The sequence below is a fragment of the Arthrobacter sp. zg-Y179 genome (assembly GCF_020907345.1).
In the GTDB taxonomy this organism is placed as follows: domain Bacteria; phylum Actinomycetota; class Actinomycetes; order Actinomycetales; family Micrococcaceae; genus Arthrobacter_B; species Arthrobacter_B jinronghuae.
Genome location: NZ_JAJJOB010000005.1, coordinates 149,783 through 162,797 on the forward strand (window position 1 = coordinate 149,783; position 13,015 = coordinate 162,797).

General features: G+C 67.8%; 9 protein-coding genes. 3 read left to right on the forward strand and 6 right to left on the reverse strand.

Annotated features, from left to right (window positions below; all coding sequences use genetic code 11):
• Positions 1–225: 225 nt before the first annotated feature.
• On the reverse strand, positions 226–2,412 hold the full coding sequence (malQ, locus tag LOC56_RS03840) for a 4-alpha-glucanotransferase (RefSeq protein WP_229950648.1): 2,187 nt from the start codon (positions 2,410–2,412) through the stop codon (positions 226–228).
• Positions 2,413–2,477: 65 nt separating this feature from the next.
• Entirely contained in the window at positions 2,478–2,804 is a 327-nt protein-coding gene (locus LOC56_RS03845) for a DUF6221 family protein (RefSeq protein ID WP_229950649.1), read from the reverse strand.
• Between the two features lie 164 nt (positions 2,805–2,968).
• Between LOC56_RS03845 and LOC56_RS03850 the strand changes: the two genes are divergently transcribed.
• A complete protein-coding gene (locus LOC56_RS03850) occupies positions 2,969–3,151 on the forward strand; it encodes a hypothetical protein (protein ID WP_229950651.1) in 183 nt (60 codons plus the stop codon).
• A 24-nt stretch (positions 3,152–3,175) separates the two neighbouring features.
• Here LOC56_RS03850 and LOC56_RS03855 read toward each other — a convergent pair whose 3' ends face one another.
• A complete protein-coding gene (locus tag LOC56_RS03855; protein WP_229950653.1) occupies positions 3,176–3,940 on the reverse strand; it encodes an SDR family NAD(P)-dependent oxidoreductase in 765 nt (254 codons plus the stop codon).
• Positions 3,941–4,130: 190 nt separating this feature from the next.
• On the opposite strand from LOC56_RS03855, the gene LOC56_RS03860 reads away from it, so the two are divergent.
• Positions 4,131–5,771 carry an AMP-binding protein gene (locus LOC56_RS03860; RefSeq protein WP_229950654.1) on the forward strand — a complete coding sequence of 547 codons (1,641 nt, stop codon included), beginning with the start codon at positions 4,131–4,133 and terminating at the stop codon, positions 5,769–5,771.
• Here the strand turns inward: LOC56_RS03860 and LOC56_RS03865 are convergent.
• Entirely contained in the window at positions 5,768–9,232 is a 3,465-nt protein-coding gene (locus tag LOC56_RS03865; RefSeq protein ID WP_229950657.1) for a bifunctional proline dehydrogenase/L-glutamate gamma-semialdehyde dehydrogenase, read from the reverse strand. The two genes, LOC56_RS03860 and LOC56_RS03865, sit on opposite strands and share 4 nt — an antisense overlap.
• A gap of 140 nt (positions 9,233–9,372) precedes the next feature.
• On the opposite strand from LOC56_RS03865, the gene LOC56_RS03870 reads away from it, so the two are divergent.
• A complete protein-coding gene (locus tag LOC56_RS03870; RefSeq protein ID WP_229950660.1) occupies positions 9,373–10,278 on the forward strand; it encodes a LysR substrate-binding domain-containing protein in 906 nt (301 codons plus the stop codon).
• 203 nt (positions 10,279–10,481) lie between these two features.
• Here the strand turns inward: LOC56_RS03870 and LOC56_RS03875 are convergent, their stop codons facing one another.
• Both LOC56_RS03875 and LOC56_RS03880 read right to left on the reverse strand, forming a co-directional pair.
• Positions 10,482–11,297, reverse strand: a complete 816-nt coding sequence (locus LOC56_RS03875; protein ID WP_229950663.1) for a hypothetical protein — start codon at positions 11,295–11,297, stop codon at positions 10,482–10,484.
• A 654-nt stretch (positions 11,298–11,951) separates the two neighbouring features.
• Complete coding sequence (locus LOC56_RS03880; RefSeq protein ID WP_229950665.1) at positions 11,952–12,923, reverse strand: DUF2382 domain-containing protein; 972 nt, start codon at positions 12,921–12,923, stop codon at positions 11,952–11,954.
• Between the last annotated feature and the right edge of the window lie 92 nt (positions 12,924–13,015).

A 13,015-nucleotide genomic window follows, 5' to 3' on the forward strand; every position in this document is an offset into this window, starting at 1 on the left:
TGGTGCGCTGGCCGTTACCCTGACGGGCGATGCTTATACCCGTGACGGTGGCTGGCTCCATGTCACCCCGGATCGTTGAGAATGTCAACAGTATTTTTCCCCCGCGTACCGGCAGGGACCCGGGAAATGCGCAAAAAAACGGTGCGGCGGTCCGCAAAGCAGACCACCGCACCGGCACTTGGCCTTGACCGCCGCAACGCCCGAAGGCGGAGGCGGGTTGTAACCCTAGATACCCTTTTGCATCAGGGCGGCCAGGGAGCGGAACCTTTCGTTCTGCTCCAGGTCGTCCAGCAGCACCGCCTCGCCGTCGGGACCGCAGAGGGGAATCCGCCAGTTCGGATACTCATCGGCGGTCCCCGGCTGGTTCTGGGTCTTTTTCTCGCCCACCAGGTCGGCCAGGGCCACGCCTAGAAGCACCGACGGCGTCTGCAGGATGAATTCGTGCAGCGCCTCCACCGTCTGCTGCACCTCCTCGCCGTGCATCTGGCCGGCCACCTGCTCGGAGGCGGATTCGGGCAGCAGTCCGCGCTGCCGGAGCGCCTCCAGGACGGCTTCCTGTCCCTCGCTGTCCGCCTTCCGCTCTTCCTCCACCGGACGGTTGAGCAGGCCGAGGGACTCGCGCAGGTTCACGTGTTCGCCGGCCAGGTAGCCGGCGGTCGGCGGGAGGTCATGGGTATTGACGCTGGTCAGGGCGCCCACCCGGTATTCCTCCGGATCGCGCGGGCCGTGCTCGGTCTGCTCGAACCACAGGATGGAAGTGCCCAGCACCCCGCGCTCCCCGAGGTATTCCTGGACCCACGGCTCAAAGACGCCCAGGTCCTCACCGATGACGACGGCGCCGGCCCGCTGCGCCTCCAGCGCGAGGATCCCGATCATCGCCTCGTGGTCGTAGTAGACATACGCGCCCTCACCCGGTGAAGCGGCCTCCTGCGGGATCCACCAGAGCCGGAACAGGCCCAGGATGTGGTCCACCCGGATGCCGCCGGCATGCCGGAGGATGGTGCGGATCATGTCCCGGTAGGCCGCGTAGCCGGACTCGGCCAGCCGTCCGGGGTGCCACGGCGGCTGGCTCCAGTCCTGGCCGCGCTGGTTGAACATGTCCGGCGGGGCGCCGACGGAGATGCCGGAGGTCAGCACGTCCCGCAGCATCCACGCATCGGCGCCGCTGGGGTGCACACCCACGGCGAGGTCGTGGATCACGCCGATCCCCATGCCCGCCTTCTTCGCGGCCAGCTGCACGCCCTCCAGCTGTTCGTCGCAGATCCACTGCAGCCACTTGAAGAAGTCAATGCGTTCCTGCAGCCGAGGCAGCTGACGGACCACGTAGTCGCTGCCCGGACCCGTGGCCTCGGCCCATTCCCGTGCGCCGGGGGCCAGTTCCTCGGCCAGGGCGCACCAGCGTGCGAAGTTCTCCAGGCCCTGACCGGCGTCGGCCTTGAAGGCGTCGAACTGTTTCTGCCGGCTCGGGCTGCGTTCCACCTGGTACACGTCCTGCAGCACGCGGAGCTTGGCCGCGTAGCTGGCATTGCGGTCCAGTTCCGCCGCGGAGGTGTCGGCCGGATACAGGGATCGGGCCGCCTCTTCGGCGGCCTGCCGCTGGCCGTCGGTCAGGTAGGCGTATTCCGGCACTGCTTCCACCCGGATGTACAGCGGGTTGAAGAACCGCCGGGTGGTTGGCAGGTACGGGGAGGGTTCAATCGGCGGCACGGGTTCCGCGGCGTGCAGCGGGTTGATCAGGACAAACCCGGCGTCGTAATCCGTGCCGGCGACGGCGGCCAGATCCGCCAGATCGGTCAGGTCACCGATCCCCCAGGACCGGGAAGAGCGGACCGAGTAGAGCTGGGCCTGCACGCCCCAGGCGCGGTCGGCTTCCAGCTTATCCGCGGTGTCGAGCCGGTCCGGGGTAACCACCAGCACGGCACTGCCGGAGATGTCGCCGCTTGCCACTTCCAGCCGGTGCCAGCCCAGCTCCAGCCCCTCGGGCAGGGGAACCAGGGTACGTGCCACGGCCGAGCCGTCGATCTCCCGCTCCTCCTCGGGCTGCTCCGGCCACGCCAGTTCCTGCTCTGAGCCGTCTTCCAGCCGCAGGGTCAGTTTCGCGGCGCTGCCCGCCGGCAGGTGGACGGGCACGCTGCCGGGGGCGCCCTGGCGCACGACGGCGGTCGGCGGCAGCGGGCGCTTCCAGGCGGCGGCCTTTGACTCGGCGAGGGACCGTTCCAGGTCCTGTTCCGATTCGACGGCCAGGCCCAGTGCGGAAAGGACGCTGCGCAGCGTGGCGTCGGATACCTGCTGCTCGGAACCGTCCCAGCCGGTGAACGTGGTGGCTACCTTGTGAAAGTCGGCGAGCTGGCGGAGGAGGCCGGCGGCGTCCGGAACAGGCCCGGCGGACGGGGCTTTTGGCATTTCACTCATGCAACCAATCTATGGCCCGCAGGCCGGTGCCGCACCTTCTGGCATCGCTGGCAGCGAACGGACCGCTAGGGGCGTTCCTGCGTCAGGCGCCAGTTGTCCTGGAAGTCCGGATGGTCCTCGTGCACGGCGGCGAGGGCGGAGAGCGCCAGCCGGGTCCACTCCAGCTCCTCACGGAATTGGGGATCGTCGTCGGGGTCAACAATCATGCGCGAGAGGGCATGGCGACGGGCGCCCCCGATGATCTCGATGAGCATGAGCTTCGTTTCGCATTCCTTCAGCAGCCGCTCCTCGTACCAGCGGTCGGAGAGCGAAACGTCGGAGGATGCGAGTAGTTTGCGGGCCTCGGAGATGTCTTCCTGGAAACGCGTGACCAGGAAATCGACGATATCCATGGCCGAATCCTACCCGGCGCACTGCCCGCCGGTCAGGGGTCCATACGCGAACGGGAATATTTAAGGGCTATGCGCTGGTTAGTGTAAGTATCAACTAATTCAGGAGATGCCTTTTGCCGGTAGCCAGTGCCCACTCCCCCTCCACAACAGCACGAGCAAAGCGCGTGCGCAGCATCCGTTCCCTCCGCCGCGGAGACATTGTTGAAGCGCGCAGCGGCGGCACAATCTATTTCCACGGCGAGGTCCAGGACACGGCCCCCGGCCTGTCCACCGTCTGGATCCGCGATGAATCCACCGGTCAGCGGACTGCGGCCAGCATGGACGATTTCACCCTCTGGAAGCTGTAGCGGCACCCCCGCCGCGGAACCTGGTCAGCGGTCGATCAGGGCACCGGCACTGATGTTCAGCGTTGCGGCGGTCATGCTGGCAGCCCGGTCCGAAGCAGCGAAGGCTGCTGCATAGCCCACATCCTCCAGCGTGGCGGCGCGGCCCAGCATGGTGGAGCGAATCATGGCGTCGGCGATCTCGCCGGCGCCTTCCATGTTTTCCGGCAGAGTTTCCGGAACACCACCGCTGCGCAGGGTCACCACCCGGATCCCGTGGGTTCCCAGTTCGCTGGAAAGCTGGCGGCGCATGGACTCCATCGCTTCAAACGCGGTCTGCAGCCCGCCCAGGTACAGACCGGGCACCGGGTCGCCCGAGCCGCCGAACACCAGGATCACCCCGGAGTGCTGGCGCATCATATGCCGGGCGGCCGCCTGCGAGGTCAGGAAAAAGGTCTGGACGGCGGTGGAAACGGGCCGCAGATAATCGGCGACGGACATTTCAGCCATAGGGGTGCCTTGCACGTCCCCGTGTTGGATCACATTCATGGAGATGTCCAGGCTGCCGGCGGCGACCGCGACGTCGTCTGCATGTTCATTAACCGCCCGCTCGTTGGTGGCATCCAGCAGCGCGATGTCCGCCGTACCCCCGGCATGCCGGATCCGCTCCGCCACGGCCTCGAGCGGCTCCGGTGTGCGTCCGGCAAGGAAAACCCGCGCGCCTTCCCGGGCGAAGGCCTGCGCCACGGCGCCGCCGATGCCTCCTCCGCCGCCGTAGACCACCGCGTTCTTCCCGATGAGCAGTTGCTCCATGGTCCCGCCTCCCGGTTGCCCCGCCGGTCACGGCCCGACCGTCCCGATCCGTCCCCGACGGCTTTCGGTCCCCATCATGGACCGCGCCCGGCGGGGAGGCAATGTCCTGTCCCCGCCCGAGCGGGCCTAGCATGGAGACTACGGCCGGGGAGTGATCCACGGCACACCTGATGGAACGGAGCTGCATAAGATGTTCAACGCCCTCACTGTCCAGGAACCGGTGGCGCCCGCCGCACTGCTGTGCGACCGGCACCCCGCTGACTCTGTCGCCTTCACCGTCATTGAGCAGGACCTCTCGGCCACGGACCTGACCTACGGGGAGCTGCGGGAGGGTTCGGAGCGGGCCGCGGCGGCCTTCGCCCGGCTGGGTGTGCGCCGCGGGGACCGGGTGGCAACCCTGATGGGCAAGAGCGGTGATCTGGTGACGGTGCTGCTGGGCCTGTGGCGCCTGGGCGCGGTCCACGTGCCGTTGTTCACGGCGTTTGCCACGCCGGCCATTTCCGTACGCCTGGCTTCCAGCGGTGCCCGGCTGGTGGTGGCCGACGGAAACCAGCTGGCCAAGGTGGCGCCCCTGGTCCCGGAGCTGGGCCTCACGGTCCTGGCTGTCGGAACGGACGGTGCCGGTGCCGGTGCGGGTGCGGCGGACGGTGCCGCGGATGCCCTGGACTGGACTCAGCTGCTGTCCGCCGAGCAGCCCGGCATGCCGGCGGCAGTCCTGGACCCGCAGGACCTGCTCGTGGAGATCTTCACGTCGGGCACCACCGGCGCACCCAAGGGCGTTCCCGTACCGGTGCAGGCGCTCGAAGCGTTCTCCGCCTACTTCCACTACGGACTGGACGTGCAGCAGGAGGACGTGTTCTGGAACGCCGCTGATCCGGGCTGGGCCTACGGCCTGTACTACGGGATCCTGGCGCCGATGGCCGCGGGCCGCCGGAACCTGCTGCTGCGCGGCAGCTTCAGCGCGAAGCTGTGCTGGCAGGTGCTGGAGCGGTTCGGCGTCACGAACTTCGCGGCCGCGCCCACTATCTTCCGCTCGCTCCGGGCCGAGGCGCCCGACGGCGTCGGCCCCCTGGCGCTGCAGCGCGCCTCCAGCGCAGGCGAGCCCCTCGACGCGGAAACCATCAACTGGGCCACCCGCTGCCTGGGCACCGCCGTGCGGGACCACTACGGGCAGACGGAAATGGGGATGTGCATTGTGAACGGCTGGGAAGCATCCGTGTCCCGGGAGATCCGGCCCGGCTCGATGGGCCATGCCCTGCCCGGCTACCGCACCGAAGTGCTGTCGCTGGAAGAAGATTCCCCGGCCGCGCCGGGCGAGAAGGGACGGGTGGCCATTGACGTTCCGGCCAGCCCGCTGATGTGGTTCAGCGGGTACACGGACAATCCGGAGAAAACCGCCGAACGCTACAGCAGCGACGGCCGCTGGTATTACACCGGCGACACCGGTTCACGGGATGCCGACGGTTACACCTACTTCTCTGCCCGGGATGACGATGTGATCATCATGGCCGGCTACCGGATCGGCCCGTTCGAGGTCGAATCCGTGCTGGCCACGCACCCGGAAGTGGCCGAGAGTGCCGTGATCGGTGTGCCGGACGAGCTGCGCGGGGAACGGCTCGAAGCGTACGTGGTGCTCCGCTCCGGCTCCGGTTCCCCCGAGCTGGCGGCGGAACTGCAGCAGCTGGTGAAAACCCAGTACGCCGCCCACGCCTACCCGCGGGCCGTGCACTTTGTGGACGAACTACCCAAAACGCCGAGCGGGAAGCTGCAGCGTTTCGTGCTGCGTGCTTCCCGCTCGGCGTCGGATTCCGAACCTCCGGTGAACGCCTAGATCAGGGCGTCCGAGAGGAAGTTCGGCGTTCCGAAGCGGTGCGCGGTGATGCTGACGGCCTGCTCATGCAGGAACGGCAGCAGCTCCAGGCGGCCGGATTCGGTGACGGGCTGGGCGTAGACGGCAACGTCCGGAGTGCCGCCGGTGGCTTCGGCCAGCGCCTGCACGGAGCCGCCGATCAGCCGGACCCGTCCGGACGTCAGCGAGGCAGCGGAAGCCAGCCACGCGGCGTCGTCCTGGACCCGGAACTGAAGCCCGAGTTCGGTCAGCACGGCCCGCAGGCCGGCCGGGAGGTCGACGGCGGTGGACACGCTGACTGCCGATCCGGCAGTCAGTGCTGCGGCCAGGACCCGGACCAGCAGGGCTGCGGGCTGGCCTTCGGAGAGGCGGACAGTCACCGGAACGGGTACGTACCGGAAGACGTTGCGCTCGGCGGATAGGGCGGACACGTCCTTGGCGGTGCCGAATTCGCCGTTCCAGGCCCGCGCGTCGCTGTTCGCGGCGCGGCGGAGGAAGGCGGCGTCGTCGGCGGTGAAGGCCGAGCCCGCGGTTTCCGCAGCAGCGACCAGGCGTGCAGCCGGCGCCGCGGCGGGCAGCTCGGCGGGTGCCTCGGAGGTCCCGTTCACTGCTTCCCAGTTGCCCAGGCCGATCAGGTAGTTCGGACCGCCGGCCTTGGTGCCCGCGCCCACGGCGGACTTCTTCCAGCCGCCAAACGGCTGGCGGCGGACGATGGCGCCGGTGATGCCGCGGTTCACGTACAGGTTGCCTGCGGAGATGCGGTTCAGCCAGACGTCCATTTCCGCCGGCTCGAGGGAATGCAACCCTGCGGTGAGGCCGTAGTCGATGTCGTTGGCCATGTCGATGGCCTCTTCGAGGGTCTCGGCGGTCATAACGCCCAGGATCGGGCCGAAGTACTCGGTGAGGTGGTATTCGGAGCCGCGGCGGACACCGGTGCGGATGCCCGGGCTCCACAGCCGGCCGCTCTCGTCGAGCTGTTCGGGCTGCAGCAGCCAGGTTTCGCCTTCGCCCAGCTCGGTGAGGCCCCGAAGGAGCTTGCCGGCGGCGGGCTCGATGACCGGGCCCATCTGCGTGGTGGGATCTTCGGGGTAGCCGACCTTCAGCGACTGCACGGCGTCCACGAGCTGGTTCCGGAAGCGCGGGGACTTGGCCACGGAACCGACCAGGATCACCAACGAAGCGGCGGAGCATTTCTGTCCGGCGTGCCCGAAGGCGGACGCGGCGACGTCGCGGGCGGCGAGGTCGAAGTCCGCGCTCGGGGTGACGATCACGGTGTTTTTGCCCGACGTTTCGGCCAGCAGCGGCAGGTCGGGGCGGAAGGAGCGGAACAGTTCTGCGGTCTCGTAGCCGCCGGTCAGGATCACGCGGTCCACGGCCGGGTTGGAAATCAGCTGGCGGCCGAGTTCCTTTTCACCCAGCTGGACGAACTGCAGCACGTCGCGTGGAACGCCGGCTTCCCAGAGCGCTTCCACCATGACCGCACCGCAGCGGGCGGACTGGCGGGCGGGCTTGATGACGACGGCGGACCCGGCGGCCAGAGCCGCGAGGGTCGAGCCGGCGGGAATGGCTACCGGGAAGTTCCACGGCGGGGTGACCACGGTCAGGCGGGACGGGACGAAGCGGGCGCCCTCCACGTTGTCGAGTTCGCGGGCGAGCTCGGCGTAGTAATGCGCGAAGTCGATGGCTTCGGAAACCTCGGGGTCCGACTGGTCCAGGGTCTTGCCGGTTTCGGCGGCCATGACCTCCATCAGGTCGGCGCGGCGTGCCTCGAGGACTTCACCGGCGCGGTGCAGGACCTCGGCGCGTTCGGCACCGCTGAGTGCACCCCATGCCTTGCCCTTGGTGACGGCGGTTTTGATGACGGCGTCGAGCTCCGCCTCGGTGCCGACGGCGGCAGCGGCCACGGCGGCCTTGCCCAGGTCGGAACCGGGGACGCGGGCGAGGATGCCCCGGCCCCAGGCCTGGTTGGCGGGCAGCGACGGGTCGCTGTCCGGGGTGTTGTCGAAGCTGTCTGTAGCGGCAGCCGCGGCGGGGAGACTGCGGTCCTGCACCCGGTGCGGGGCGGGAACGGCGGTGTCCAGGTTCTCCAGCGAGGCCAGGAAGCGCAGCTTCTCGCGTTCGAACAATGCCTCGTTGTCGGCCAGTTCAAACACGGCGGACATGAAGTTCTCCGAGCTGGCGCCTTCCTCCAGCCGGCGGATCAGGTACGCGATCGCGACGTCGAATTCCGCCGGGTGCACTACCGGGGTGTAGAGCAGCAGGCTGCCGACGTCGCGGCGCACCACCTCGGCCTGGCCGGCGGCCATGCCCAGCAGCATTTCGAATTCGATGCCGTCCCGCACGCCGCGTTCCCCCGCCAGCAGCCAGGCGAACGCGACGTCGAACAGGTTGTGTCCGGCAACGCCGATCCGCACGTTCTTGATGCGGTCCGGGTGCAGGGCGTAGTTGATGACGCGCTTGTAGTTGGTGTCACTGTCCGCCTTGGTGTGCCAGGTGGCCAGCGGCCAGCCGTGCAGGGAGGCTTCCACCTGTTCCATGGGCAGGTTGGCACCCTTGACCACGCGGACCTTGATGGCGGCACCGCCGTCGGCGCGGCGCTCGGCAGCGAATTCCTGCAGGCGCATCATGGCCGAAAGGGCATCCGGGAGGTAGGCCTGGAGCACGATGCCGGCTTCCAGATCCTTAAACTCGGGCTGGGAGAGGATTCCGGTGAAGACCGCCATGGTCATCTCCAGGTCCTTGTACTCCTCCATGTCCAGGTTGATGAACTTCTTCACCGGGGACTGCGCGGCGCGGCGGAAGAGCGGGGTCAGGGATTCAATGACGTGCTGCACGGCCTCGTTGAAAGCCCACGGGGAGTGCGGGGCCACGGTGGAGGACACCTTGATGGAGACGTAGTCGACGTCGTCGCGGGCCAGGAGGGCATGGGTGCCTTCCAGCCGGCGGGCTGCCTCGTGCTGGCCGAGGACTGCCTCACCGAGGAGGTTCATGTTCAGCCGGGTGTTGTCCTTGCGGATGCCGGCGATGGCCTTGCCCAGCTTCGCGTCCGTGGCGTCGACAATCAGGTGCCCGACCATTTCGCGCAGCACCTTGCGGGCGGCCGGAATGACTATCTGCGGGACCACCGGGCCGAGGATGCCGCCAGCACGCACGGCTGCGCGCATGTACCAGGGCAGGAAGCCGGGAACGCGGGGGGCCAGGGCGGCGAGGTTGCGGGCAGCGACGCGGATATCTTCGGGGCGCACGACGCCGTCCACGAAGCCCACGGTGAAGCCCAGGCCGTCCGGGTCCTTCAGGACGCCGGCCAGCTGCGCGGCGGAGGCATCCACGGGGACGGCCGAGGCCTCGGTCAGCCAGCGGCGGACGAGGGCTACGGACTGCTCTGCCAGCCCGGCGCTGGGGGCGGCGTCGGCGCTGGCGCGGTCCTCAAAGGTATCGGTCATTAGTTGGTGCTCTTTTCATCTAACACGTAGTTATCCCCCCGAAGGTACTGACCAAGTATCCGCCTGTTGTTTAATTAGATAAAGCGATCTTTTCCGACCAATACACTTTGGCTCTGCTTACTAATCAGAAAGGTGCCCGCGTGCTCGATATCCGCCGGCTGCGGCTGCTGCGCGAACTCAAGGTCCGGGGCACGCTGGCATCCGTCGCCGCGGCCCTGAACTTCAGTCCGTCCTCGGTGTCGCAGCAGTTGGCCCTGCTGGAGAACGAGGTAGGTGTGCCCCTGCTGCGCAAGACCGGGCGCCGGGTCACCCTCACTCCGCAGGCCGAGATCCTGGTGGACCACGCCGCCGGGATCCTGGACGCCATGGAGCGGGCGGAAGCGGATCTGGCCGAGTCCCTGACCACCGTGACGGGAACGGTCCGGGTGGCTGTCTTCCAGTCAGCGGCACTGGCCCTGATGCCGGATGCCCTGACCATCCTGGGGCGGGACTATCCCGAGGTGCGGATCGAAATGACCCAGCGCGAACCCGAAACCGCACTGTATGAAACCTGGGCCCGGGATTTCGACCTGGTGATCGCCGAACAGTACCCCGGACATGCCGCGCCGCGGCATCCCGGCCTGGACCGCGTGCAGCTCACCACGGATGCCATCCAGCTGGCGGTGCCCGCCGACCCCCTGGACGGCGGGGACATCCGTTCCATCGCGGACACCGCCTCCCGCGCCTGGGTGATGGAACCCCGCGGCGCCGCCTCCCGGCATTGGGCGGAGCAGGCGTGCCGGCAGGCCGGGTTCGAGCCGGATGTCCGGTATGAAACGGCGGACCTGCAGGCGCAGATCCGGCTGATCGAGTCCGGCAACGCCGTCGGCCTGATGCCGGAGCTGGTGTGGACCGGCCGCACGCCCACGGTCCGGCTGCTGGATCTGCCGGGCCGGCCGCGGCGGACCATCTTCACTTCGGTCCGGGAAGCGGGAAGCCAGCGTCCGGCCATTCTCGCGTGCCGGGAGGTCCTGGAGCGGACGGCCCGGCTGGTGTCCTCCGCGTAGGGGCGTGCTGTCAGTTGGGGGTTCTTCTGCCGGTTGGGAATTCCCCGGTGGGGTTCTCCTGCCGTTTTGGGATTCTTCTGCCGGTTTGGGAAATCCCTCCGCTGCGCAGTGGCAGGGATTTCCCAAACCGGTCGGTTTTTCCCAAACCGGAGGGTTTAAGCCCGCATGTGCCCGTGACCGCCGGTGCGCACCGGATTATCGTCCTACTGCGGTTCCTCCGGCCCGGGCTTCACTCCGGACCAGCTGGCGGTGGCGCCTGAGTTGGGAAAGAGGGTCGCCTTCATGGCGCGGTCCCCGGCCACGCCGCCCGGAACGTAGTAGGCCGACAGATCAGGAACGTTGGGGTCGTACGGCGCGTAGAGTCCCGGCGCCAGTGCAACCACCAGCCCGTCAACGAGCTTGCTGTCGAACCAGCCGGCCACCCGATAGTCCACGGAGGCGGCGTTTACGATCAGTGGGTAGCCCGGGAACGCGGCGCTGGCCTCGCCCGCTTTGGTCGAGGCGGACGCATCGGGCGCCGCCCCGGCGTCGTCGGCCGTGACCTCGTAGGGCCCGCACTGGGCCAGGATCTCCGAAACAGCGTTTCTCCAGGCGTAGATATCGAAGTGCCAGGCGGAACCGGAGCCCTCCGCTGCCGGTATGACGCTTTCAATCGGGGCTGACAACTCCTTGAGCAGGGCGTCCATGCCCTCCGGGGCGCTGTCGGCAATACCGCGGACCTCCGTGTTGAGCGCGCTTGCACCCGTACCGTCGGACCCTTCGAAGCCGAACGTTGAACCGTTGTCTTTCACGAAGTAGATGGCCCGGTAGAGGGGGCCGTTACCGTCGGTCCCGAGGAGCTTGCGGCACGTTTCCTCTGCCGAGTCCAGCGCCACCGTCTCGGCGGTTGACCCGGCAGCTGCCGAGGCGGAGGCAGGAGCGGAGGCACCAGGCTCCGCGCCTTCGGGCTCCGTTGCTTCTGCGCCGCAGCCGGTGACGAGCAGCAGAGCCAGGACCGGAATGGCTGCGGGTTTTTTCATGGTTCCCCCGGGACTTTGTGGACAATTGCCCCAACCTAGCACCTGCACCGGACCGGCGGGGTTTTTGGTGCCGCTGCGGAGCCGGGCTTCGGCGGGGGCCGGGCTCCAGTCGGGGCCGGCAGCGGACAGAGGATCCCACCCGGTGGTGCTGTTGTGGCAGATGGGGTCCTACAAGGCAACAGCAGCACCACCCCGTGGGACGCTGTGCCGGGAGCGGACAGGGGATCCCACCCGGTGGTGCTCATGTGACAGACGGCGCCCCACGAGGCAACAGCAGCACCACCCCGTGGGACGCCGTGTGCTGGCAGCGGACAGAGGATCCCATAGCTTGGTGCTCTTGTGGCAGATGGTGTCCCACGAGGCAACAGCAGCACCACCCTGTGGGATGCTGTGCTGGCGCTGCGGTGGCTCCAGCCTGCACAAGTCATCTACTGAGCAGTTAATGGGGTTACGGCCGCCCGATAAGCCCGTTATCTGCTCACTAGATCCAGGCGCCCCCGGGCCGCCCGCGCAAAACCATCGTCCGCTCAATAGCCCCCGGCCCAGCGGAGCAACAAAGCAGTCCACCGACCGGACACAGGACGATGGCGGACCCCGGAAACCCGGGACCCGCCGTCGTGCTGATGAAGGGGTCGTACGTTGAAGAGCTAGGACCTAGCGGCTGCCGCCGGACCCCGATCCCGATCCCGAGGAACCCGACCCCGAACCGGACCCCGACCCGCCGGACTTTTTCCCGTGGGAGGAGGAATCGTTGACGTCCGTGTCGATCTGCTCCTTGCGGACCTCTTCGGAAACGCTCTCCGTGCCGGTCACCGTCTCGGTGTCCAGGCGCACGCGTTCCACCGGCTCGGTGTGCTTGGAAACCACAGCTTCCTCGGCGTGGAGCGTCACCTCGTGCTCGTCTTCACTGAGTTCGGCACCTGACAGGGCATCCCCCGCATTGGCATCCGTGATGGGCTCACGCTCGATCCGCACTTCCTCGTGGCTGACCGGCACCTGCTTGGTGACGGTCTCCGTCACGATGTACTTGCGCAGCCGGGCCTTGCCCACAGCGCGGTTCTCGGTGCCGACGTTGAGGCGCTCCTCCGAACGGGTCATCGCGTCGTCCCCGCTGGATCCCGAACCGGAAGAACCGGAAGAACCGGAGGACGAGGAAAGGCCGGACGTGCCGCTGCTGCTGGACGTGCCGGATGTCTGGCTCTCCGACACCGTGGAGGTGCCGCTGCTCATGTCACTGCCCCGCATGCCGCTGTCCCGCGTCTCGGTAATGGTGTCGGTTTCCGAGACGGATTCCGAAGAACCGTCGTCGTAACTGAAGCCGTAGTACCGGTAGAGCGTGACTTCCTCATCGGGGCTGATCGAACCGTCGCTTTCAATGTGCGGCGCGTTCTTGACCTCTTCCTTGGAGTAGGGCACCAGGACGTCGGCGCCCTCGACGGTTGCCTCACTGAGGGGGATAAACGTTTCCGACGTGCCGAAGAGGCCGGTGTTCACGGTGACCCATGCCGGTTCGTCGGTCTGGTCGTCCAGGTAGAAGGTACCAACGGAACCGATCCGGTCACCGTTCGAGCCAACTACACTGCCCGAACCGCTCATGAGTCCTTCGACCTGCTGATTCGTGATCATCTTGTTCTCCTCGCGACAGCGAATCCGCCGAATCGGTTGACCGACGGTGATTCACCACCGGCCTGTTCGGAGACAGACGACGAGGCGGTCGG